This window comes from Lelliottia jeotgali (assembly GCF_977070485.1).
Window position 1 is genome coordinate 1 of sequence record NZ_CDRVFO010000011.1, and the last position, 22,370, is coordinate 22,370.

Consider the following 22,370-nt stretch of genomic DNA (forward strand, 5'->3'; position numbering starts at 1 on the left):
CTGCGAACAGTCAGAAGCCGGCTTTAGGTCCCACCCACCCCTTCGAGTCCTACCATACAAGCCGGCTTGCCGGCGATTGGGCCGCACAGCGGCCCCCATGTTGCAACCCCAGCGTTACTGCGCGGCAGGCTCCTGAACCACACGAATCACCCGCTGCGGGAAAGGAATGTCGATTCCTTCAGCCTTCAGGCGATCACGCGCATGTTCATTGAGCATGAACATCACATCCCAGTAATCGCTGGTCTTGGTCCACAGGCGCAGCGAGACGGTGATCGAACTGTCCCCCAGGGTCGACACCACGGCCTGCGGCGCCGGGTCAGGCAGCACGCGAGGGTCCTGCGCAAGCTCCAGCAATACGTTGCGCGCCTTCTGCAGGTCGGCCTCGTAATCCACCCCCACGTCGAACACCACCTTGCGCGTCGGCTGGCGGTTGGTGTTGGTGATGATGCCGTTGGACAGGCTGCCGTTAGGCATGATCACTGTCTTGTTGTCACCAGTGCGCAACACAGTATGGAAGATCTGAATGCTGTCTACTGTTCCCGCCACACCCTGCGCCTCGATCCAGTCGCCGATGCGGAACGGGCGGAACATCAGGATCAGCACGCCGCCGGCGAAATTCGCCAGGCTGCCCTGCAAGGCCAGGCCGATGGCCAGGCCGGCGGCACCAATGGCAGCGACGAAAGAGGTGGTTTCGATGCCGATCATCGACGCCACGCTGACCAGCAGCAGCACCTTCAGCACGATGTTGGCCAAGGTGCTGATGAAGCCCTGCAGCGCCAGGTCGGCGTTACGCAGACCCACCAGTTTGCCCAGGCGGGCGCTGACCTTGTTGATGATCCACCAGCCGACCGCCAGGGTCAGCAGTGCCAGCAGCACACGGCTGCCGTACTCCATGATCAAAGGGATCCAGGTCTGCGATTGGCGGACCAGCTGATCGACTTCAGCGTTCAAATCCATGTTCATCTCCTGATGCCGAACGGCAAGTACGCGGTAAAACCGGCCACCAAAATATCAGCGGCCATGGCCCCCATGGACATCATTGCGCCATCGGGGTTCCTGGCAACACCAGGATCAGTCGCGGAAGTTGTTGAACTGCAGCGGCATGTCGAACTCTTTGGCGCGCAAGGCAGCAATGGCCTCTTGCAGGTCATCACGCTTCTTGCCGGTCACGCGCACCTGCTCACCCTGGATGGCAGCCTGGACCTTGAGCTTGGCATCCTTGATGTGGGCGACGATCTTCTTGGCCAGCTCTTTGTCGATGCCTTCGCGGAACTTGGCTTCCTGCTTCATTTCCTTGCCCGAGGCGTAGGCGTCTTTGGTTTCCAGGCATTTCACGTCGATCTTGCGCTTGACCAGCGCCAGGCGCAGGATCTCGATCATCGCTTCGAGCTGGAACTCAGCCTCGGCAGTCAGCAGCACGGTCTGTTCCTTTTCCTTGAACTCGAAGCTGCCCTTGCCTTTGAGGTCGTAACGACGGTCGAGCTCCTTGATGGCGTTTTCGACGGCGTTCTGCACTTCGTGCTTGTCCAGTTCCGATACCACGTCGAACGAAGGCATGGTTGTTCTCCATAAAATAAAAGCGCGCTCAGTCTGAAGATGGAGCGCGTCGGGGTTTGAAGGTTAAAATGCGGGCTTATTATAACGGGTTGCGAAACGCAGATGAGCAGCACCTGGCATATTCTCGGCGCCGGTAGCCTCGGCACCCTCTGGGCTTGCCGGCTGGCACGTGCCGGTAAGGCGGTGCGCCTGATTCTGCGCGATCGTCAGCGGTTGCAGGCCTATGAACAGGCTGGCGGCGTGACACTGGTCGAACAGGATCACGCCAACCTTTACGCGATCCCTGCCGAAACAGCCGATTCCAACGGGCCGGTGCACCGCCTGCTGGTGGCTTGCAAGGCCTACGACGCAGCACCTGCGATAGCACGGCTGGCCCCGCGCCTGGCCGCTGGCGCCGAACTCGTGCTGCTGCAGAACGGGCTGGGTAGCCAGGACGAAGTCGCCGATCAGGTACCGCAGGCCCGCTGCATCTTCGCCTCCAGCACCGAGGGCGCGTTCCGCGAGGATGACTGGCGGGTACGCTTTGCCGGCCATGGTTTCAACTGGCTGGGCGACCCGGCCAACCCCGCGGCACCAGAGTGGTTCGACGAGCTCCATGACGCCAGCATCCCGGCTGAGTGGACCGTGGACATACTCACCCGCCTGTGGCGCAAGCTTGCGCTCAATTGCGCGATCAATCCGCTGACCGTGCTGCACGACTGCCAGAACGGCGGGCTGCTGGGGCATCTGAGCGAAGTCGATGGATTGATTGCAGAACTCGGCGCACTGCTGGGCCGGTGTGGCCAACCCGAAGCCGCCGATAATCTGGGCGAAGAAGTACAACGGGTGATTCTCGCCACGTCAGCCAACTACTCTTCCATGTATCAGGATGTGCGCGCAGGCCGGCGTACCGAGGTGCATTACCTGCTAGGCCATGCCTGCCGCGCAGCCGCGCGCCATGGCATGGTGCTGCCTGGGCTGGAACGCCTGCACCAGCGGCTGGTCGATAACCTGCGTGCACGTGGCTTGCCAAGCGCCTGACGCGCCCTTTCAACCGGATACGGACATTGCCTAGCCCATGACCTTGCGCCAACGCCTGGAAAACCTCCCGGTCGGGCAGAAGCTGCTGGCCGCCCTGATGGTGCTGCTGGTGACCATCCTGCTGGTGGCCAACCTGACGTTCATCAGTGCCGCCTACTGGATCACCCAGGAGAGCATGGCGCCGCAAGCGTTGCAGACCATCGGCCGCCTGGTCGCCAACCCTCAGCTGGCAGCACGCGCCGGCGAATCCCAGGACACTGCCACGGCGCTACTCAAAGAGCTGGACAGCTATACGCCACTGCGCGCTGCGGCGGTCTATGGTGGCGATGGTCGCATGCTGGCCCAGTTGCAACATGGCGACCCGCTGGCCCTGCCCAAGCGCTATCGAAACATCGACGGCTGGCGCTTGATGGAATTTCGCAGCACCCTACTGATCCGCATCCCCCGTGATGCGCGCCCGCCTGCACACCTGCTGCTGGTGGCCAGCAGCGAGCTGCCAACCGCGTTCTATACCGGGACCCTGAGCGCCAGCCTGGCGATTCTGGTGTTCAGCATCCTGCTATGGCTGGTCATCGCCCGGCAGATCAAGCGTCTGATCACGCAGCCGATCAATCAGCTCGAAGAGCTCAGCCGCCAGGTCACCCGCGAAGAAAGCTACGCGCTGCGAGCCAAAAAGGGCAACGACGATGAGATCGGCAGCCTCGCCGACGCCTTCAACACCATGCTTTCGCGCATCGAGGCGCGCGAGCAGCAACTCAAGCGCACCCGCGACGAATTCCAGGACGCTTACGATCAGGCCCAGGGCCTGGCAGAGGAAACTCGCCATACCAACCGCAAGCTGGAACTGGAAGTCCAGGTGCGCAGCAAGATCGAGAAAAAGCTCACGGGCTTTCAGAATTACCTCAACAGCATCATCGACTCCATGCCCTCGGCTCTGATTGCCCTCGACGAGCAGCTCTATGTCACACAGTGGAATCACGAAGCCACGGTGCTCTCCGGCACGCCGCTGGACGAAGCGCTGAACCAGCCGATCTTCATCGCTTTCGAACCGCTCAAGCCGTTTCTACCGCAGCTAAAGGAAACCGTGGAGAAACACCGCGTCGCCAAGATCGAGCGGGTGACCTGGGCCAAAGGCGAGGACCTGCGCCATTACGCCCTGACGTTCTATCCACTGATGGGTGGCGGTGGCCGCGGCGTGGTCATCCGCATCGACGACATCACCCAGCGCCTGTCGCTGGAGGAGATGATGGTGCAATCTGAGAAGATGCTCTCGGTAGGAGGCTTGGCGGCCGGCATGGCGCACGAAATCAACAACCCGCTGGGCGCGATCCTGCACAACGTGCAGAACATCCGCAGGCGACTGTCGCCGGAGCTGCCACGCAATCAGGAGCAAGCCGACGAGCTAGGCATCGACCTGCCCAGCGTCAATCGCTACCTGGAAAGCCGTGAAGTACCGCAACTGCTCGACGGCATTCAGCAGGCCGGCGCCCGGGCGGCCAAGATCGTCACCCATATGCTCAGTTTCAGCCGCCGCAGCAACCGCCAACTGGCGCCATGCGACCTGCCGGCATTGATCGACCAGGCCGTGGAAATCGCCGGTAACGACTTTGACCTGACCATCGGTTTCGATTTCAAGGGCCAAGCCATTGTCCGCCAGTTCGATCCCAACCTGGGGCCGGTGCCGTGCACCGCCAACGAGCTGGAGCAAGTGCTGCTGAACCTGCTGAAAAATGCCGCCCAGGCCATTCACCAACGGCCGCAGCCCAGCGAGCCAGGGCGGATCACCCTGCGTACCCGGCTCAGCCCGCCATGGGCCGAAATCCAGGTGGAGGACAACGGCGTCGGGATGCCCGAAGCGGTCCGCAAGCGCACCTTCGAGCCCTTCTTCACCACCAAGGAAATCGGCCAGGGCACCGGGCTCGGGTTGTCGGTTTCATACTTCATCATCACCAATAACCACAAGGGGCAGATGGAAGTGCAGTCCACGCCCGGCCAGGGCACCTGCTTCACCCTGCGCCTGCCCCTCGGCCAGCCGTCGGCAACGGCCGTGAACCAGACGGAGACATGACATGGGCTATCGCCTGTCGAAGATTTACACCCGCACCGGCGACACAGGTGAAACCGGCCTGGGCGATGGGCGCAGAGTGCCCAAGGACCATCCGCGGATCGAGGCAATTGGCGAGGTGGACAGCCTCAACAGCCAGCTTGGGCTGTTGCTGGCCGGCCTTGCAGAGCAAGGCCTGGATGAGGTCAGCGAGGTTCTGGCGCCTTGCCAACACCGCCTGTTCGACCTCGGTGGCGAGCTGGCGATGCCCAGTTACAAGGCATTGAACGAGGCCGAGGTGGAACGGCTTGAGGCCGCCATCGATGGGTGGAACGAGGAACTGGGGCCGTTGACGAACTTTATCCTGCCCAGTGGATCTGCGCTGATCGCCCAAGCGCACGTCTGCAGAAGCCTGGCGCGCAGTGCGGAGCGCCGCTGCCAACAACTGAATGCAGTTGAGCCCCTGGAAGGTGTGGGGCTGGCGTATATCAATCGCCTTTCCGATCTGCTGTTTGTGGCGGCGCGGATCATCGGGCGGCGGCAGGGGATTGCCGAAGTGTTGTGGCAGGCTGCGCCCAAGCCAGCAGGCTGACCGCAAGGGGCTGCTTGGCAGCCCCCTCCGACAGCCGCGTCAGGCCTCAGGCCAAAAGGCCCGAATCCCGGCAACACCTTGCGCCCCGGCTTTCCAAGCACGCTCACGCTCGTCTGGCCCAATGCCACCGAGCAGGAACACCGGCTTGCCGAACCCGGCAATCAAGCGCTGTGCCTCATCCCAACCCAGCGGCGAGGCCTCAGGATGCGTCTGCGTCAGTTGCACTGGCGAGAGCGTCACGAAATCCACGCCCATCTGCTCAGCCAGTGCCAGCTCTTCAGCACTGTGACAGGACGCTGCCAGCCAACGATCTTTAGGGAAAGGCCGGCCCTTGGCGGCGTATTTGCGCAGTTGCGCAGCCGTCAGGTGCCAGCCTGCTGCGGGGAAGTCGCCCAACCACTCCAGCGGCCCCTTTAGCATCAACTGTGCCTTGCCCGCACATAGCCCCACCGCATCCACCGCCACATCGCGGTACTTGGGATCGTACATGTCCGGCGCGCGCAACTGGATCAGGCGGATGCCGCCGGCGACAGCCCTCTGGATGCCCTTGAGCATCTCGGGCACGTCCAGGCCCTCCGGGGTGATCAGGTACTGATCAGGCAGGCGCGCGGCGGCCACGATCGGCTTGTTGGCCTCGGGGAACTCATACTGTGGCAAGTCCCTCGGCGACACCCAGGCCAGCGGCTGGCCTTCAGCGCCGTGGGGCTCACCGGTGAACGCTTCGACCTCACGGACATCGAGCAACACCTGTTTGTCCGGGTAGTCGTGGCTGACCTTGATCAGCGCCCGTGAACGGGTCACTTCGATACCCAGCTCTTCGCGAAGCTCCCTAGCCAGCGCCGCTTCGACGCTTTCGCCCTCCTCCACCTTGCCGCCAGGGAATTCCCACAGGCCACCCTGATGCTGGCTGTCGGCCCGTCGGGCAATGAGGATACGGCCGTCTGTACCGCGAATGACCGCTGCTGCTACATGAATCCGTTTCACCCTTCACGCTCCGCCAGGCCTGCTTGCTGCCAGGCCTTGAAGGCCGGCCATTGGTAAATGGTTTCGATATAGCTCGCAGCCTGCGCTGGCACCTCTACACGGTAAGTACGCAGGCGCACGGCAACCGGGGCAAAGAAGGCATCGACCAGGGTCGGCTTGCCGAACAGGAACGGTCCGCTGTCCTTGGCCACCAGACGGCATTCGGACCATAGCGCGACGATACGGTCGATATCCACCTGCACATCCAGCGGGATGTTTTCCAGCGCCTCGTCCCGCGACAGATCGAACGGCATGGCGCCACGCAGGGCGAAGAAACCGCTGTGCATCTGCGCGCAGGCCGAGCGGGCCTGGGCACGGGCTGCAACATCGACAGGCCACAGGTGGGCCTCGGGGTGGCGCTCGTTAAGGTATTCAGCGATGGCCAGGGAGTCGGCGATAACACCGTGCTCGGTCTTGAGCAGCGGCACCTTGCCGGTGGAGGAGAATGCGAGAAGGCGCTGACGGGTGTCGGGCTGGTTGAGTTTGATCAGGGTTTCTTCATAGGGAACGCCAGCCAGCTCAAGGGCCAGGGCGCCGCGTAGCGACCAGGAAGAATACAGCTTGTCGCCGATGATCAGGTGATAGCTCATGGGTCGGCTCCGATGATGTGACAATGTCGGTGGCCTTGGGCTGCTGTGCAGCCCATCGCCGGCAAGCCGGCTCACACAGATGGCTGCGAGCAGGCTTTTCGGCGATTAGGCCATTGGATCAGGTACGGTATTCGGCGTTGATTTTCACGTATTCGTGGGACAGGTCGGTGGTCCAGATGGTTTCGCTGCACTGGCCACGGCCCAGTTCGATACGGATGGTGATCTCCTCCTGAGCCATCACTGCCGAGCCCTGCTCTTCGGTATAACTCGGGCTGCGGCCACCTTTGCTGGCGATACACACATTGTCGAGGTACACGTCGATCAGGCTGACATCCAGCGCAGGCACCCCTGCGCGCCCTACGGCAGCAAGAATACGGCCCCAGTTCGGGTCTGAGGCGAACAGCGCGGTCTTGATCAGCGGCGAGTGAGCGACAGCGTAACCGACATCCAGGCACTCCTGATGGTTGCCACCGCCATTGACCTGCACGGTCACGAACTTGGTAGCGCCTTCGCCGTCGCGGACGATGGCCTGGGCCACTTCCATGCACACTTCGAACACCGCCTTTTTCAGCGCTTCGAACAGCGCGCCGCTGGCCTCGGTGACTTCCGGCAGGCCCGCTTTGCCGGTGGCGATCAGCATGCAGCAGTCGTTGGTCGAGGTGTCGCCATCGATGGTAATGCGGTTGAACGACTTGTTGGCGCCGTCGAGCATCAGGTCCTTGAGCACGGCCGGAGCGACTTTGGCGTCGGTAGCAATGTAGCCGAGCATGGTGGCCATGTTCGGGCGGATCATGCCGGCGCCTTTGCTGATGCCGGTAACGGTGACGGTCACGCCTTCGTGCTGGAACTGCCGGCTGGCGCCCTTGGGCAGGGTGTCGGTGGTCATGATGCCGGTAGCGGCTTCAGCCCAGTTGTTTTCCGACAGGTTGTCCAAAGCGGCCTGCAGAGCGCCTTCGATCTTCTCGACCGGCAGCGGTTCACCGATCACACCAGTGGAGAATGGCAACACCGAGTCGGCCGGCACGCCGGCCAGTTCCGCCAGCTTGGCACAGGTGCGCTCAGCGGCGGCCAGCCCCGGCGCGCCGGTGCCCGCGTTGGCGTTGCCAGTGTTGGTCAGCAGGTAACGCACGGTGCCCTGAACGCGCTGCTTGGAGAGGATCACCGGTGCTGCGCAAAAGGCGTTGAGGGTGAATACGCCTGCCACGCTAGAGCCTTCGGCGCAGCGCATGACCACTACATCCTTGCGCCCTGGGCGCTTGATGCCGGCAGAAGCGATGCCGAGTTCAAAACCCGGAACCGGGTGCAGGGTGGGCAAAGGACCAAGACCAACAGCCATTAGAGCGCTCCTAGAAAAACGGTGAAGAGATGAGGGAAGGGCGGGGCCGCTTCGCGCCCCATTCGCGGCACAAGGCCGCTCCTACAGGGACCGCGCGAGCCTGTAGACGAGCGCGGTATCTGTGGGAGCGGCCTTGGGTCGCGAAAGGGCCGCAATGCGGCCCCAGGCTTTTACAAACGTCAGTTCAGATCACTCGATCTGACCATGGCAATGCTTGAACTTCTTGCCCGAACCACACCAGCACGGCTCGTTGCGGCCCAGCTTCTGATCGTTGCGTACTGGAGCCACGGCGACCGCCACTTCGGCGCCTTCTTCGCTCAGTTGCTCGCTCTCAAGACCTGGCGCAGGGGCGTGCTGGAACTGCATGCGGCTGGCCAGTTCTTCGGCTTCGCGGCGCAGGCGGGCTTCTTCTTCGACCGGGTCTTCGCGGCGTACCTGAACGTGCGACAGCACGCGGATAGTGTCGCGCTTGATCGATTCGAGCAATTCCTGGAACAGGGTGAAGGATTCGCGCTTGTACTCCTGCTTCGGGTTCTTCTGCGCGTAACCACGCAGGTGAATGCCGTGGCGCAGGTGGTCCATGGTCGACAGGTGGTCTTTCCACAGGTCATCCAGCACGCGCAGCAGGATCTGCTTCTCGAACGTACGCAGGGCGTCGATGCCGGCCTGGTCTTCCTTCTCGTTGTAGGCGTCGGTGATTTCCTTCAGCAGCTTCTCGCGCAGGGTCTCCTCGTAGAGGTGATCGTCCTCGTCGAGCCACTGCTGGATCGGCAGCTTGATGGCGAAGTCGCTGGCCAGCGAAGCCTCCAGGCCGGCCACGTCCCACTGTTCGGGCAGCGACTGCGGCGGGATGTGCTGGTTGATAGTGGCATCGAGCACTTCCTGACGGAACTCGGCGATGGTGTCACCGATGTTCTCGGCAGCCAGCAGGCTGTTGCGCATGTGGTAGATCACCTTGCGCTGTTCGTTGGCAACGTCATCGTATTCGAGCAGTTGCTTACGAATATCGAAGTTGCGGCCTTCGACCTTGCGCTGCGCCTTTTCAATGGCGTTGGTGACCATACGGTGTTCGATGGCCTCATCGGACTGCATGCCCAGTGCTTTCATGAAGTTCTTCACCCGATCGGAGGCGAAGATACGCATCAGGCTGTCTTCCAGCGACAGGTAGAAGCGGCTGGAACCCGGGTCGCCCTGACGGCCGGAACGGCCACGCAGCTGGTTGTCGATACGACGCGATTCATGGCGTTCGGAGGCGATCACATGCAGGCCACCGGACTCGATCACCTGCTGGTGACGCTTCTGCCAGTCGGCCTTGATCTGAGCGATCTGCTCGGGGCTCGGGTTCTCCAAGGCAGCCACTTCGGCTTCCCAGTTACCGCCCAGAAGAATGTCGGTACCACGACCGGCCATGTTGGTGGCAATGGTCAGTGCACCCGGAGCCCCCGCTTGCGCGATGATCTCGGCTTCCTTTTCGTGGTACTTGGCGTTCAGGACCTTGTGCTCGATGCCTTCCTGCTTCAGCAAGTTCGACATGTGCTCGGAGGTTTCAATGGTCGCAGTACCCACCAGAACCGGACGGCCCTGGGTCATGCTTTCCTTGATGTCGGCAATGATCGCAGCGTACTTCTCGTCTGCGGTCAGGTACACCAGGTCGTTGAAGTCCTTACGCGCCAGCGGCTTGTTCGGCGGGATCACCATCACGTTGAGGCCGTAGATCGACTGGAACTCGAACGCTTCGGTGTCGGCGGTACCGGTCATGCCGGACAGCTTGGTGTACAGACGGAAATAGTTCTGGAAGGTGGTCGAAGCCAGGGTCTGGCTCTCGGCCTGGATGTTCAGGTTCTCTTTCGCCTCGATGGCCTGGTGCAGGCCTTCGGACAGGCGACGGCCAGGCATGGTACGGCCGGTGTGCTCGTCGATAAGCAGGACCTGACCGTCCTGAACGATGTACTCGACGTTGCGGTGGAACAGTTTGTGCGCACGCAGGCCGGCATAAACATGGGTCAGCAGGCCAAGGTTGTGCGACGAGTAGAGGCTCTCGCCTTCAGCCAGCAGGCCGGACTGGGTGAGCATCTCTTCGATGAACTGGTGACCGGCTTCGTTGAGCTCGACCTGGCGGCTCTTTTCGTCGATGGTGAAGTGGCCTTCCTGGGTGACCTGGCCTTCGACTTCTTCGATGTGCTGGGTCAGGCGCGGGATCAGGCGGTTGATCTCGATGTACAGCTTGGAACTGTCTTCGGCCTGGCCTGAGATGATCAGCGGCGTACGGGCTTCGTCGATGAGGATCGAGTCGACTTCGTCGATCACGGCGAAATTCAGTTCACGCTGGAACTTCTCTTCCAGGCTGAAAGCCATGTTGTCGCGCAGGTAGTCGAAACCGAATTCGTTGTTGGTGCCGTAGGTGATATCGGACGCATACGCAGCGCGTTTTTCCTCTGGCGGCTGGAAGGCCGAGACGATGCCTACGGACAGACCGAGAAATTCGTACAGAGGGCGCATCCAGTTGGCGTCGCGGCGGGCCAGGTAGTCGTTGACCGTGACCACGTGCACCCCTTTACCGGATAGAGCGTTGAGGTATACGGCCAGGGTACCGACCAAGGTCTTGCCTTCACCGGTGCGCATTTCTGCGATCATGCCCTCATGCAGGGTCATGCCGCCGATCAGCTGCACATCGAAGTGGCGCATGCCCATCACGCGCTTGCCGGCTTCACGGGCCACGGCGAAGGCTTCAGGCAGCAGTTGGTCCAGTGTCTCGCCTTTGGCCAGACGCTCCTTGAACTCTGCGGTTTTGGCGCGCAGTTGCTCATCGGAGAGGGCGACCATTTTCTCTTCGAAGGCATTGACGATGTTCACCGTCTTGAGCATGCGTTTGACTTCACGCTCGTTCTTGCTTCCAAAAAGTTTCTTTAACAAAGGCGCAAACATATCGGCAGGATCTTCCACACGTAGGGATGGAGGGCGGCCCCATGAGTCGCCCGTGCAGCCCTTGGGCCGCATGCGAACGAGCATTCTACCCGGAAACGATGGTGAGGAAAGTGGTGGATTTCCACGATGCTGGCACAGCGCTTTGGCGGGGGCGTTTCTAAGATAAGGGCATTTTCGCGGAGTTCAACCCGGAGCATCATGAAACGTATCGAGAATGACTCGTATCCTGCCTGTGGGCGATGTCCCTGAAGCCGGTAGTGAGGCCGATAGAGGTGTTAGAATGCCAATCTTGTAACCTCATGCGACCCCCCATGGCCTACAAACCCTCCCCCGCCCAGCCGCCTTCTGCGCTACTGCGCCAAGTGCGCCCGCTGCGCCTGTTGCTGAATCAGGCCGAACGCCTGGCGCACCTGCAGCGCCTGCTCGAAAGCCAGTTGCAACCGGCAGCCCGCGAGCACTGCCACGTGGCTTCGTGGCGTGATGGCACGCTGCTGCTGGTGGTCACGGACGGGCACTGGGCCACCCGCCTGCGCTATCAGCAGAAGCGCCTGATGCGTCAGCTGCAAGCGCTGGAAGCGTTCGGCAACCTCCAGCGCATCCTTTACAAGGTGCAGCCGCCGCTGGTGCCGGCCAAGCGCGGCGGCAACATGACCGAGCTGTCCAACAATGCCGCCGAAGGCATTCGGGGTTCCGCCGAGGGCATCACCGATCCCAAGCTGCGTGAAGCACTAGAACGCCTGGCCAGTCACGCCAAGGGCAAGGGTTGAGTCTGCGGGCCTGAGAACAACCCATAAAAAAGGCCACCCGAAGGTGGCCTTAATCACTAGAGAGAGTGTTCGAACTTACACGGCCGCAACAGGGCGCATATAAGAGATCGGTGCCGTACTGGCATCTTCGAAGGTGACCACTTCCCAGGCATCGGTTTCGGCAATGAGCTTGCGCAGCAGCTGGTTGTTCAGCGCGTGCCCGGACTTGTAGCCCTTGAACTCGCCAATCAGGCTGTTGCCCAGCAGATACAGGTCGCCGATGGCGTCGAGGATCTTGTGCTTGACGAATTCGTCTTCGGAACGAAGGCCGTCTTCGTTAAGCACGCCGGTCTCATCGACAACAATGGCGTTCTCGACACTGCCGCCCAACGCAAGGTTGTGCTTGCGCAGGTACTCGATGTCACGCATGAAACCGAAGGTGCGGGCGCGGCTGACTTCCTTCACGAACGAGGTGCTGGAGAAGTCGACGACTGCGCTCTGGGTCTGGCCCTTGAGGACCGGGTGATCGAAGTCGATCTCGAAGCTCACCTTGAAGCCTTCGAAAGGCAGGAAAGTGGCGCGCTTGTCGCCCTCTTCCACTGTTACTTCACGCAGGATGCGGATGAACTTCTTGGCTGCGTCCTGCTCTTCCAGGCCGGCAGACTGAATCAGGAATACGAAGGGACCGGCGCTGCCATCCATGATCGGAACTTCCGAGGCGGAGAGCTCGACGTAGGCGTTATCGATGCCCAACCCCGCCATGGCGGAAAGCAGGTGCTCGACGGTATCGACCTTGACGTCACCGTTGACCAGCGTGGTGGACATGGTGGTCTCACCGACGTTGGCCGCACGTGCCGGGATCTCGACCACAGGGTCGAGGTCGGCGCGACGGAAGACGATGCCGGTATCGACAGGCGCAGGCTTGAGGGTCAGATAGACCTTCTCCCCGGAGTGCAGGCCGACGCCTGTGGCACGGATGGTATTCTTCAGGGTGCGTTGTCTAATCATGGCATTGGCCGCTTCAGCGCAAATTGCGAACAGGTATCAACAAAGGCTGAGGATGATAACAGACCCGGCCTTTGCTGAACACCAATCACCCTTATACCCCTGATAAATTCCATTAATCGGCCTGACGACGCAGGAAGGCCGGGATATCCAGGTAGTCCAAGTCATCCTGAGGGTTGAGTTTAGCTGCTGCGGCAGCGCCTGCGTGGGCCTGGTTGCGCATCACGGTCGGACGCTCCAGGTCACGGTAGTTGACCGCTGGCTGCTCCTGACGAACAGGGGCAGGGTTAGAAGCCTCGTACGCCTGCTGAGCTGTCTGCAGGGTGTTGTCGACCACCTTGACCGGTTTCTCGATGCGCGCGCCCAGGCCAGTGGCCACCACGGTCACGTGCAGCTCATCGCGCATGTCCGGGTCGATCACGGTGCCGACCTTGACCATCGCGTGGTCGGAGGCGAAGGCTTCGATGATGCTACCCACATCGGAGTACTCGCCCAGCGACAGGTCAGGGCCTGCGGTGATGTTCACCAGGATGCCGCGGGCGCCCTGCAGGTTGACGTCTTCGAGCAGCGGGTTGCGGATTGCCGCCTCGGTGGCTTCGCGAGCACGGTTCGGGCCGCTGGCGCAACCGGTACCCATCATCGCCATACCCATCTCACCCATCACGGTGCGCACGTCGGCGAAGTCGACGTTGATCATGCCCGGGCGCTTGATGATGTCGGAAATACCGCGAACGGCACCGGCCAGTACATCGTCAGCCTTGGCAAAGGCGGACAGCAGGCTGGCATCCTTGCCCAGGATGGTCAGCAGCTTCTCGTTGGGAATGGTGATCAGCGAGTCGACGCTCTCGGCCAGCATGCGGATGCCTTCATCGGCGATCTGCATACGTTTGCGACCTTCGAACGGGAACGGACGGGTCACCACGGCAACCGTGAGAATGCCCATTTCCTTCGCCACTTCGGCGATGATCGGCGCTGCACCGGTACCGGTACCGCCGCCCATGCCGGTAGTGATGAATACCATGTTGGTGCCCTGCAGCACCTCGGCGATGCGCTCACGGTCTTCCAGAGCAGCCTGACGGCCGACTTCCGGATTGGCACCTGCACCAAGGCCCTTGGTGACCCCGGTACCCAGTTGCAGGATGGTGCGCGCGCCGATGTTTTTCAGCGCCTGAGCATCGGTGTTGGCGCAGATGAACTCGACGCCTTCGATGCTGCTTTTCACCATGTGGTTGACGGCGTTGCCGCCGCCACCGCCGACACCGATCACTTTGATGACCGGGCTTTGCGGGACGTTGTCTACGAGCTCGAACATTTTCCCTCTCCTTTCAGTTCTCTAGTTGTCGCGCCTACCACTACTGCTTTGAAACTTAGAAGTTGCCCTGAACCCACCGCTTGAAGCGCTCAAGCACTGGGGCCTTCGGTTCATCGCCATAGCTGTTGCTGCTGCTGTTACCGGTCAGGGGCAAGTCTTCGGACTGCTTCTGCAGGCCGTAAGCGAGCAAGCCCACGCCGGTGGAATAGATCGGGTTGCGCACCACGTCGCTCAACCCCCGAACGCTGTGCGGTACGCCCAGGCGTACCGGCATGTGGAAAATTTCCTCGGCCAGTTCCACGGCGCCTTCCATCTTCGCGGTGCCGCCGGTGAGGACGATGCCGGCCGGCACTAGGTCCTCGTAGCCGCTGCGGCGCAGCTCGGCCTGGATCAGCGTGAAAAGCTCGTCGTAACGGGGCTCCACGACCTCAGCCAAGGCCTGGCGCGACAGTTCGCGCGGTGGGCGGTCGCCCACGCTCGGTACCTTGATGGTCTCGCCGGCGCCGGCCAGTTTGGCCAAGGCGCAGGCGTAACGGATCTTGATTTCTTCGGCGTACTGGGTGGGTGTACGCAGGGCCATGGCGATGTCGTTGGTGACCTGGTCGCCGGCAATCGGGATGACCGCAGTGTGACGGATCGCGCCTTCGGTGAAGATGGCGATGTCGGTGGTGCCGCCGCCGATGTCCACCAGGCACACACCGAGCTCTTTCTCATCGTCGGTCAGCACCGAGTAGGCCGAGGCCAGTTGCTCGAGGATGATGTCGTCGATTTCCAGGCCACAACGGCGCACGCACTTCTCGATGTTCTGCGCCGCGTTGACCGCGCAGGTGACCACGTGGACCTTGGCTTCAAGGCGCACACCAGACATGCCCAGCGGCTCGCGCACACCTTCCTGGTTATCGATCACGTAGTCTTGCGGCAGGGTGTGCAGCACCCGCTGGTCAGCCGGAATGGCCACGGCCTGGGCAGCGTCAAGCACACGTTCGAGGTCGGCAAGGCTGACCTCGCGGTCGCGAATGGCGACGATGCCGTGGGAGTTCAGGCTGCGGATATGGTTGCCGGCCACGCCGACGAACGCCGAGTGGATGCGGCAGCCAGCCATCAGCTGCGCTTCTTCCACAGCGCGCTGGATCGACTGCACGGTGGACTCGATGTTTACCACCACGCCCTTCTTCAGGCCGCGGGAAGGGTGAGTACCGATCCCGACGATCTCCAGGGTACCGTCTTCGCCAACTTCACCCACCAGCGCCACCACCTTGGAGGTGCCAATGTCCAGCCCGACGATCATTTTGCCGCTATGCGCGTTTGCCATGGTCCTGCCTCTCTCTAATTCTTCGCAACGGCGGGTTGGGCCGTCGTCGGTGCGTTCGGTTCCCGCCAACCAACGGCAAGTCCGTTGGAATAACGCAGATCAATGCGGGCGATGTTGGTGATCTGCTCTTTGAGTGTCTTGTCGTAAATGGCAATGAAACGGCGCATCTTCTCCACCAGATGATCGCGCCCCAGCAGCAGCTCGACGCCCTGCCCGGTGCTGCCGGCACCGGTGGTCAGGAACCAGCTGCCACGCTCGCGCAGCTCCAGGCGAGCGATGGAAAAGCCCAAGGGGCGCAGCATCTGGCTCAATACCTGATACTGCTGCATGACTTGCTGCTGGGCACGCTGCGGCCCGGCCAACTGCGGCAGATGCTCATAGTTGGCCAGCTCGCGCGGGGTGAAGGCCTGGCCCTGGTTGTTGAGCAAGGCTTCCTCACCCCAGCGTGCGACCGGCAACTGTTCTTCCAGGCGAATTACCACCTCGTCCGGCCAAACCCGGCGTACTTCGGCATGGGCGATCCATGGCATCTGCTCGAGCTCAGCTCGCATCGCCGTGAGGTCGACGCTGAAGAAGCTCGCTGCCACGTACGGCGCGATCCGCTGCTGCACCGACTGCTGACTGATGTAACTGAGGTCGCCCTGCACGTCGATCTTGGTAATCGGCCGGTCGGCGTAGGGCATCAGGCGAATGGCGCCCTCGTAGGCGCCAAAACCTGCGGCCACCAGCAGCACCGGCCACAGCAGGCGCTTGAGGCCGCCAAGGCTGGGCCGCGGCAGGCGCGCCGATACGGGCTCGTCGGCCACCAGTCGGCTGGCACCACGTGGCACCGGCTTGCTACGGCCGGTAACGGGTTGCTGCTGACGTATCATTGCGCCTTGCATGGTGGGTTAACCTCGCGTCGCTACGCTGTCGGCCAGGATCGCCAGCACCAGCTGCTGGAAGTCCAGACCGGCCGCGCGGGCCGCCATGGGCACCAGGCTATGATCAGTCATGCCCGGTGCGGTGTTTACTTCGAGCAGCCAGAATCGGCCCTGCTCATCCTGCATCACGTCCAGACGGCCCCAGCCTTCGATGCCGATGGCATCGCAGGCGCGCGCGGTCAGGTCGATAAGCTCCTGCTCCTTGGCACTGTCCAGGCCGCACGGGATGCGGTACTGGGTGTCATTGGCGATGTACTTGGCGTCGTAGTCGTAGAACACGTGCGGAGTACCCAGGGCGATCGGCGGCAGCACCTGGCCACGCAGAACAGCGATGGTGAACTCCGGGCCGTGAATCCATTGCTCGACCAGCACCTGAGAATCGTATTTGGCGGCGTCTTGCCAGGCAGCAACCAGTTCCCGCTCGCTGTTCACCTTGGCCATGCCGATGCTAGAGCCTTCATGGGCAGGTTTGACGATCAGCGGGAAGCCCAGTTCCGTACCGGCTACAACACAATCTTCTTCGCTGGCCAGCACGGCGTGACGCGGTGTCGGAATGCCCAAGCTTTGCCATACCTGCTTGGTCCGCAGCTTGTCCATGGCCAGAGCCGAGGCGAGGATGCCACTGCCGGTGTAGGGAATGCCCAGGCACTCCAGCAGGCCTTGCATGCTGCCGTCCTCACCGCCGCGGCCGTGCAGGATGATGAAGGCACGGTCGATCTTCTCGCTTTGCAGGCGGGCCAGCAGGTCATCGCCCACGTCTATGGCGACCACGTCGACACCGGCGCTGCTCAGCGCCTCGATCACGGCAGCGCCCGACTTGAGCGAGACTTCACGCTCGGCGCTCTTGCCGCCGTAAAGTACAGCGACACGGCCGAACGCTTTGACGTCCAGGGTTGAATGCAACTTCTCGTAGGCGCTGGTCATTTCGACTTCTCCTGCTTGGCGCCAGCGAACAGCGGGCTTTTCATCAATTGCGGGGCCAGGCCACCGACATCGCCGGCACCCTGGCACAGCAGGATGTCACCGGCACGCAGCAGCGGCTTGACCAGCGGCGCCAGCTCAGCGCCGCGTTCGATGTAGATCGGGTCCAGCTTGCCGCGCTGGCGGATGCTGTGGCACAACTGACGGCTGTCGGCACCGGGTATCGGCTCTTCACCGGCCGGGTACACCTCCATCAGCAGCAGCACGTTGGCATCGCCCAGCACCTGCACGAAGTCGTCGTACAGGTCACGGGTGCGACTGTAACGGTGTGGCTGGTAGACGATGACCAGGCGACGGCTTGGCCAGCCACCGCGCACGGCCTTGATCACCGCCGCCACTTCGGTCGGGTGGTGGCCGTAGTCATCGACCAGCATCACGCTGCCGCCCTCGACCGGCAGTTCGCCGTATACCTGGAAGCGTCGCCCGACGCCCTGGAAGCCGGACAGCCCCTGCACGATGGCTTCGTCGCTGATACCTTCGTCAGTGGCGATGGCAATGGTGGCCAGGGCATTGAGCACATTGTGGTTGCCCGGCATGTTGACCGAGACTTCCAACGGCTCACGATCACGGCGAAGCACTGTGAAGTGGGTCTGCATGCCCTTCTGGCTGACGTTGATAGCGCGGATGTCGGCCTCTTCGCAGAAACCGTAGGTCACGGTCGGGCGCTTGACCTGGGGCAGGATCTCACGCACCACAGGGTCATCCAGGCACATCACGGCCAGGCCGTAGAACGGCAGGTTGTGCAAGAACTCGACGAAGGTTTTCTTCAGTTTATTGAAGTCACCCTCGTAGGTGGCCATGTGGTCGGCGTCGATATTGGTGACCACAGCTACCATCGGCTGCAGGTGCAGGAAGCTGGCGTCGCTTTCGTCGGCTTCGGCGATCAGGTAGCGGCTGGTACCCAACTGCGCATTGGTGCCGGCAGCGGTCAGGCGGCCACCGATGACGAACGTCGGGTCCAGGCCACCTGCGGCAAATACCGAGGCCAACAGGCTGGTGGTGGTAGTTTTGCCATGGGTACCGGCAACCGCCACTCCATGGCGGTAGCGCATCAGCTCAGCGAGCATTTCGGCACGCGGCACCACTGGAATACGCCGTTCAAGCGCAGTGGCGACTTCCGGGTTGGCCGGGTTGATGGCGCTGGACACTACCAGCACATCAGCATGGGCGGCGTTTTCGGCACGGTGGCCGACGAAGATTTCGGCACCGAACGACTCCAGGCGCTGGGTAACCGGCGACACCTTGAGGTCGGAGCCGGACACTTCATAGCCCAGGTTCAGCAGCACTTCGGCAATACCGCACATGCCAACGCCGCCGATACCGACGAAGTGGATGCGATGAATACGGCCCATCTTCGGCTGGGGCATGGCTTTCTGGCTTTCAACCATGGGCCACCTCCAGGCAGATATCGACCACGGTGCTGGTTGCGGAAGGTTTGGCAAGGCGCCGTGCGGTGCGTGCCATGGTGTTGAGTTTCTCGGGTTGCATCAGCACCTCGTTCAGGCGTTCAGCGAGTTGCGCTGCGCCAGTTGTCGCTTGTGGCATGAGGAAGGCGGCGCCTTCCCGAGCCAGATATTGGGCGTTATGGGTCTGGTGGTCGTCGATGGCATGGGGCAGAGGCACCAGCATCGAAGGCAGGCCGGCCGCCGCGAGCTCGCTGACGGTCAGGGCACCGGCCCGGCACACCACCAGGTCGGCCCAGCCGTAGGCGTGGGCCATGTCCTTGATGAACGGCTCTACCTGAGCCTCGACACCCGCCTCTTGATAACGCTCGGCGGTGATCGGCGCGTGGTGTTTGCCGGCCTGATGGAACACCTCGGGCCGCAGGTCAGCGGGCACCTCGGACAGGGCCTTAGGCAACAATTTGTTCAATGGTTCCGCACCCAGGCTGCCACCCATGACCAACAGGCGGGCACGGCGCTCGCCCAAGGGCGCACGCTGCGCGTCCATGAACAGCTCAGGGCGCACCGGATTGCCGGTGGTACGCAGCTTCTCGCCGGCTTCAAACGTGCCTGGGAACGCCTCGCAAACACGCGCAGACAACGGCACCAGCAAGCGATTGGCGGTACCGGCGCGGGCGTTCTGTTCGTGAATCACCAGTGGCACACCGCACAGGCGCGCTGCGACGCCGCCAGGGCCGGTCACATAGCCACCGAAGCCGATCACGCAGACCGGCTTGAGCTGGCCAATGATACGACGCGCCTGAAGCACGGCCTTGACCAGGGTGAACGGCGCCTTGAGCAGCGACAGCTTGCCCTTGCCACGCAAGCCGCTGACCTGGATCAGGTGCAGCGAAAGGCCGGCCTGGGGCACCAGCTCATTCTCGATGCCACGGGGGGTGCCCAGCCAGTGCACGGTATAGCCGCGCGCCTGGAACTCGCGTGCGCAGGCCAGGGCCGGGAACACATGGCCTCCGGTACCTCCCGCCATGATCAGTACGTTCTTGCCGTCAGCGGCCATGACTGGTCTCCTCGGCAAAATCGCTTTCGCTGAATTCGTGTTCCTCGCTGCCCAGGTGCGTGCGGCTTTCCCATTCGATACGCAGCAACAAGCCGACGCAGGCACAGCAGATCACCAGGGAACTGCCCCCGTAGCTGAGGAAAGGCAAGGTCAGGCCCTTGGTCGGCAGCAAGCCGACGTTCACGCCAATGTTGATCAGGAACTGGCCAATCCACAGGAACGCCAGGCCAAATGCCATGTAGGCGGCAAAGTACTGCTTGGCCTTCTCGGCCCACAGGCCGATGTAGAGGGCGCGCACGGTCACGAATACGAACAGCGCGATGGTCACCAGCGAACCAACCACGCCCAACTCCTCAGCAAGTACCGAGAACACGAAGTCAGTGTGCGCCTCAGGCAGGTAGAACTGCTTTTGTACACTGTTGCCCAGCCCTACCCCCAGCCACTCACCGCGGCCAAAGGCGATCAATGCCTGGGTCAACTGGTAGCCAGAGCCGAACTGGTCGGACCAAGGGTCGGTAAAGGTGATCAGGCGCGCCATCCGGTAGGGCTGCGCCTGCACCAGCACGAACACTGCGACCACCGCCAGCACCACCATCAGGCTGAAGCGGAACAACCCTACTCCGCCGAGGAACAACATGGCTGCGGCAGCGCCCATCATGACCACGGTGGCACCGAAGTCCGGCTCCATCAGCAGCAGGCCGGCCATTGGCAGCAGCACGATGAACGGTTTGAAAAAGCCCATCCAGCTTTCGCGCACTTCGGTCTGCCGACGTACCAGGTAGCCAGCGAGATAAATGACCACGAAGACTTTGGCGATCTCCGAAGGCTGGACGTTGAAGAAGCTGAAGCCGATCCAGCGCATCGAGCCGTTCACTTCACGACCGATACCAGGCACCAGCACCAGTACCAGCAGACCGAAGGCGCCAATCAGCATCATGAAGCCCATTCGTTGCCACGTGGCGATCGGCACCAACAGGGTCGCACCACATGCGACCAAGCCAATGGCCACGTAAACCAGATGGCGGAACATGTGGTACAGCGGGTTGCCTGACTGTACTGCGGCCACTTCCGACGACGCCGAGGTGATCATCACCAGGCCCAGGCCAAGCAGCGCCAGGCAGCCGGCCAGGAAGGCGAAGTCGAGGTCGATGCCACGGCCGCTGATAAGCGGCGACGGATACGGCTTGAGGATGCCGAAGATCATGCCAGCCCCCCCGCCGCCTGGGCGAACAGCCGCCCGCGTTCTTCAAAGTTCTTGAACATGTCGAGGCTGGCGCAGGCCGGCGACAACAACACAGCGTCACCCGGCACGGCCAGCTCGGCGCACTGCTGCACGGCCTCGTCCAGCGTTTTGACCCGCACCAGCGGCACGGCATCACCGAGCGCCTCGGCCAGGCGGTCGGCATCACGGCCGAGCAACACCACAGCGCGGCAGAAGCGTGCCACCGGCTCACGCAGGGCGGCAAAATCGGCACCCTTGCCGTCGCCACCGGCGATCAGCACCAGCTTGCCGTCGATATCCGCGCCCAGGCCTTCGATAGCGGCCAGGGCCGCTCCGACGTTGGTCGCTTTGGAGTCGTCGTACCAGTTCACACCGCTGCGCGCGCGCACCCACTGGCAACGATGGGCCAGGCCGCCGAATTCGCGCAGAGCCTCGAGCATCGGCTCGAACGGCAGACCGGCGGCATGCCCCAGGGCCAGGGCCGCCAAGGCGTTGCTCTGATTGTGGGCACCCCGAATTTTCAGCTCACGGGCCGGCATCAGTGCCTGGAACTCGAAAGCCAGGTACTTCTCACCATCGACTTCACGCAGGCCGAAGGCTTTGAAGTCCGGCTGATTCAGGCCGAAACTCCAGCACGGGCGACCTTCGACCGGCAAAGGACGGCTAAGGGCATCCTGGCGGTTCACCACCACTTGGCGGGCGCCACGGAATATCCGGTGCTTGGCCAAGTGATAAGCCGGCAGGCCGCTGTAGCGGTCCATATGGTCTTCGCTGATGTTCAGCACGGTGGCGACTTCGGCGTTGAGCTGGTCGGTGGTTTCCAGCTGGAAGCTGGACAGCTCCATGACATACAGCTCGACGTCGTCACTGAGCAGGTCCAGGGCCGGTGTACCCAGATTGCCGCCGACGGCCACGTGTTTGCCGGCCTTGGCAGCCATCTCGCCGACCAGGGTGGTTACTGTGCTTTTCGCATTGGAGCCACTGATCGCCACGATCGGCGCCTTGGCATGGCGTGCGAACAGTTCGATATCACCGGACAGTTTCACGCCACGCGCCGCTGCCTGCTGCAGGGCCGGCGTGGCCAGTGCCAGGCCCGGGCTCACGTACAACTCGTTGGCGCGGCACAGGAAATCCACGTCCAGTTCGCCACAGCGTACTTCCACCTGCGGGTAATCACGGCGCAGGGTGTCCAGTTCCGGCGGTTGCTCGCGGGTGTCGGCGACCGCAAAGGCAATGCCCCGGTTCGCCAGGAAGCGAACCAGGGACATGCCGCTCTTGCCGAGGCCGACAACGATGCGGAATTGGTCGGAAGCGATCAGTGA

General features: G+C 62.4%; 19 protein-coding genes. 4 read left to right on the forward strand and 15 right to left on the reverse strand.

Going from position 1 to position 22,370, the window contains the following annotated elements:
- Positions 1–114: 114 nt before the first annotated feature.
- Together ACW4TB_RS17095 and ACW4TB_RS17100 are read right to left on the reverse strand one after the other, a co-directional pair.
- On the reverse strand, positions 115–957 hold the full coding sequence (locus tag ACW4TB_RS17095; protein ID WP_012312883.1) for a mechanosensitive ion channel family protein: 843 nt from the start codon (positions 955–957) through the stop codon (positions 115–117).
- Between the two features lie 114 nt (positions 958–1,071).
- Complete coding sequence (locus ACW4TB_RS17100; protein ID WP_012312882.1) at positions 1,072–1,557, reverse strand: YajQ family cyclic di-GMP-binding protein; 486 nt, start codon at positions 1,555–1,557, stop codon at positions 1,072–1,074.
- A 102-nt stretch (positions 1,558–1,659) separates the two neighbouring features.
- Here ACW4TB_RS17100 and ACW4TB_RS17105 point away from each other — a divergent pair, with 102 nt between their 5' ends.
- The 3 genes from ACW4TB_RS17105 to ACW4TB_RS17115 are packed head-to-tail and all read left to right on the forward strand — an operon-like array spanning position 1,660 to position 5,213.
- Positions 1,660–2,577 (forward strand): putative 2-dehydropantoate 2-reductase, encoded by a 918-nt coding sequence (locus tag ACW4TB_RS17105; protein WP_012312881.1) that lies wholly within the window; start codon positions 1,660–1,662, stop codon positions 2,575–2,577.
- 37 nt (positions 2,578–2,614) lie between these two features.
- Positions 2,615–4,645 (forward strand): sensor histidine kinase, encoded by a 2,031-nt coding sequence (locus tag ACW4TB_RS17110; protein ID WP_012312880.1) that lies wholly within the window; start codon positions 2,615–2,617, stop codon positions 4,643–4,645.
- Between the two features lies 1 nt (position 4,646).
- The gene (locus ACW4TB_RS17115) at positions 4,647–5,213 is read left to right on the forward strand and encodes a cob(I)yrinic acid a,c-diamide adenosyltransferase (protein WP_012312879.1); all 567 of its coding nucleotides are present in this window, start codon (positions 4,647–4,649) and stop codon (positions 5,211–5,213) included.
- Between the two features lie 39 nt (positions 5,214–5,252).
- On the opposite strand, the gene ACW4TB_RS17120 is transcribed toward ACW4TB_RS17115, so the two are convergent.
- The 4 genes from ACW4TB_RS17120 to secA all read right to left on the reverse strand — a co-directional run bounded on the left by ACW4TB_RS17120 (position 5,253) and on the right by secA (position 11,087).
- On the reverse strand, positions 5,253–6,197 hold the full coding sequence (locus ACW4TB_RS17120) for a Nudix family hydrolase (protein WP_279931764.1): 945 nt from the start codon (positions 6,195–6,197) through the stop codon (positions 5,253–5,255).
- Positions 6,194–6,826 carry a glutathione S-transferase family protein gene (locus tag ACW4TB_RS17125; protein WP_279931766.1) on the reverse strand — a complete coding sequence of 211 codons (633 nt, stop codon included), beginning with the start codon at positions 6,824–6,826 and terminating at the stop codon, positions 6,194–6,196. Before ACW4TB_RS17125 ends, ACW4TB_RS17120 begins: the two co-directional genes overlap by 4 nt.
- 118 nt (positions 6,827–6,944) lie before the next feature.
- The gene (argJ, locus tag ACW4TB_RS17130) at positions 6,945–8,162 is read right to left on the reverse strand and encodes a bifunctional glutamate N-acetyltransferase/amino-acid acetyltransferase ArgJ (protein WP_012312876.1); all 1,218 of its coding nucleotides are present in this window, start codon (positions 8,160–8,162) and stop codon (positions 6,945–6,947) included.
- Positions 8,163–8,351: 189 nt separating this feature from the next.
- Positions 8,352–11,087 carry a preprotein translocase subunit SecA gene (gene secA / locus ACW4TB_RS17135; protein ID WP_455828450.1) on the reverse strand — a complete coding sequence of 912 codons (2,736 nt, stop codon included), beginning with the start codon at positions 11,085–11,087 and terminating at the stop codon, positions 8,352–8,354.
- 311 nt (positions 11,088–11,398) lie between these two features.
- Between secA and ACW4TB_RS17140 the strand changes: the two genes are divergently transcribed.
- The gene (locus ACW4TB_RS17140) at positions 11,399–11,854 is read left to right on the forward strand and encodes a DUF721 domain-containing protein (protein ID WP_012312874.1); all 456 of its coding nucleotides are present in this window, start codon (positions 11,399–11,401) and stop codon (positions 11,852–11,854) included.
- Between the two features lie 75 nt (positions 11,855–11,929).
- Here the strand turns inward: ACW4TB_RS17140 and lpxC are convergent, their stop codons facing one another.
- The 9 genes from lpxC to murD all read right to left on the reverse strand — a co-directional run bounded on the left by lpxC (position 11,930) and on the right by murD (position 22,367).
- Complete coding sequence (lpxC, locus tag ACW4TB_RS17145) at positions 11,930–12,841, reverse strand: UDP-3-O-acyl-N-acetylglucosamine deacetylase (protein WP_012312873.1); 912 nt, start codon at positions 12,839–12,841, stop codon at positions 11,930–11,932.
- 112 nt (positions 12,842–12,953) lie between these two features.
- The gene (ftsZ, locus tag ACW4TB_RS17150; RefSeq protein ID WP_003251871.1) at positions 12,954–14,150 is read right to left on the reverse strand and encodes a cell division protein FtsZ; all 1,197 of its coding nucleotides are present in this window, start codon (positions 14,148–14,150) and stop codon (positions 12,954–12,956) included.
- 55 nt (positions 14,151–14,205) lie between these two features.
- Positions 14,206–15,462 (reverse strand): cell division protein FtsA, encoded by a 1,257-nt coding sequence (gene ftsA / locus ACW4TB_RS17155; RefSeq protein WP_012312872.1) that lies wholly within the window; start codon positions 15,460–15,462, stop codon positions 14,206–14,208.
- 14 nt (positions 15,463–15,476) lie between these two features.
- The gene (locus ACW4TB_RS17160) at positions 15,477–16,346 is read right to left on the reverse strand and encodes a cell division protein FtsQ/DivIB (protein WP_012312871.1); all 870 of its coding nucleotides are present in this window, start codon (positions 16,344–16,346) and stop codon (positions 15,477–15,479) included.
- Positions 16,347–16,352: 6 nt separating this feature from the next.
- The gene (locus ACW4TB_RS17165) at positions 16,353–17,309 is read right to left on the reverse strand and encodes a D-alanine--D-alanine ligase (RefSeq protein WP_012312870.1); all 957 of its coding nucleotides are present in this window, start codon (positions 17,307–17,309) and stop codon (positions 16,353–16,355) included.
- Positions 17,306–18,754 carry a UDP-N-acetylmuramate--L-alanine ligase gene (gene murC, locus ACW4TB_RS17170; protein WP_012312869.1) on the reverse strand — a complete coding sequence of 483 codons (1,449 nt, stop codon included), beginning with the start codon at positions 18,752–18,754 and terminating at the stop codon, positions 17,306–17,308. The genes ACW4TB_RS17165 and murC overlap by 4 nt, the downstream gene beginning before the upstream one ends.
- A complete protein-coding gene (murG, locus tag ACW4TB_RS17175) occupies positions 18,747–19,826 on the reverse strand; it encodes an undecaprenyldiphospho-muramoylpentapeptide beta-N-acetylglucosaminyltransferase (protein ID WP_012312868.1) in 1,080 nt (359 codons plus the stop codon). The genes murC and murG overlap by 8 nt, the downstream gene beginning before the upstream one ends.
- Positions 19,816–21,030: a putative lipid II flippase FtsW gene (gene ftsW / locus ACW4TB_RS17180; protein ID WP_012312867.1), complete on the reverse strand. Its 1,215-nt coding sequence runs from the start codon at positions 21,028–21,030 to the stop codon at positions 19,816–19,818. Before ftsW ends, murG begins: the two co-directional genes overlap by 11 nt.
- Positions 21,027–22,367: a UDP-N-acetylmuramoyl-L-alanine--D-glutamate ligase gene (gene murD, locus ACW4TB_RS17185; RefSeq protein ID WP_455843035.1), complete on the reverse strand. Its 1,341-nt coding sequence runs from the start codon at positions 22,365–22,367 to the stop codon at positions 21,027–21,029. The genes ftsW and murD overlap by 4 nt, the downstream gene beginning before the upstream one ends.
- Positions 22,368–22,370 lie beyond the last annotated feature (3 nt).

Bases quoted from the DNA above. Each gene is read 5' to 3' on its own strand.
- ACW4TB_RS17095 (WP_012312883.1), bottom strand. From the start codon at position 957: ATGGATTTGAACGCTGAAGTCGATCAGCTGGTCCGCCAATCGCAGACC.
- ACW4TB_RS17100 (WP_012312882.1), bottom strand. From the start codon at position 1,557: ATGCCTTCGTTCGACGTGGTATCGGAACTGGACAAGCACGAAGTGCAG.
- ACW4TB_RS17105 (WP_012312881.1), top strand. From the start codon at position 1,660: ATGAGCAGCACCTGGCATATTCTCGGCGCCGGTAGCCTCGGCACCCTC.
- ACW4TB_RS17110 (WP_012312880.1), top strand. From the start codon at position 2,615: ATGACCTTGCGCCAACGCCTGGAAAACCTCCCGGTCGGGCAGAAGCTG.
- ACW4TB_RS17115 (WP_012312879.1), top strand. From the start codon at position 4,647: ATGGGCTATCGCCTGTCGAAGATTTACACCCGCACCGGCGACACAGGT.
- ACW4TB_RS17125 (WP_279931766.1), bottom strand. From the start codon at position 6,826: ATGAGCTATCACCTGATCATCGGCGACAAGCTGTATTCTTCCTGGTCG.
- argJ (WP_012312876.1), bottom strand. From the start codon at position 8,162: ATGGCTGTTGGTCTTGGTCCTTTGCCCACCCTGCACCCGGTTCCGGGT.
- secA (WP_455828450.1), bottom strand. From the start codon at position 11,087: ATGTTTGCGCCTTTGTTAAAGAAACTTTTTGGAAGCAAGAACGAGCGT.
- ACW4TB_RS17140 (WP_012312874.1), top strand. From the start codon at position 11,399: ATGGCCTACAAACCCTCCCCCGCCCAGCCGCCTTCTGCGCTACTGCGC.
- lpxC (WP_012312873.1), bottom strand. From the start codon at position 12,841: ATGATTAGACAACGCACCCTGAAGAATACCATCCGTGCCACAGGCGTC.
- ftsZ (WP_003251871.1), bottom strand. From the start codon at position 14,150: ATGTTCGAGCTCGTAGACAACGTCCCGCAAAGCCCGGTCATCAAAGTG.
- ftsA (WP_012312872.1), bottom strand. From the start codon at position 15,462: ATGGCAAACGCGCATAGCGGCAAAATGATCGTCGGGCTGGACATTGGC.
- ACW4TB_RS17160 (WP_012312871.1), bottom strand. From the start codon at position 16,346: ATGCAAGGCGCAATGATACGTCAGCAGCAACCCGTTACCGGCCGTAGC.
- ACW4TB_RS17165 (WP_012312870.1), bottom strand. From the start codon at position 17,309: ATGACCAGCGCCTACGAGAAGTTGCATTCAACCCTGGACGTCAAAGCG.
- murC (WP_012312869.1), bottom strand. From the start codon at position 18,754: ATGGTTGAAAGCCAGAAAGCCATGCCCCAGCCGAAGATGGGCCGTATT.
- murG (WP_012312868.1), bottom strand. From the start codon at position 19,826: ATGGCCGCTGACGGCAAGAACGTACTGATCATGGCGGGAGGTACCGGA.
- ftsW (WP_012312867.1), bottom strand. From the start codon at position 21,030: ATGATCTTCGGCATCCTCAAGCCGTATCCGTCGCCGCTTATCAGCGGC.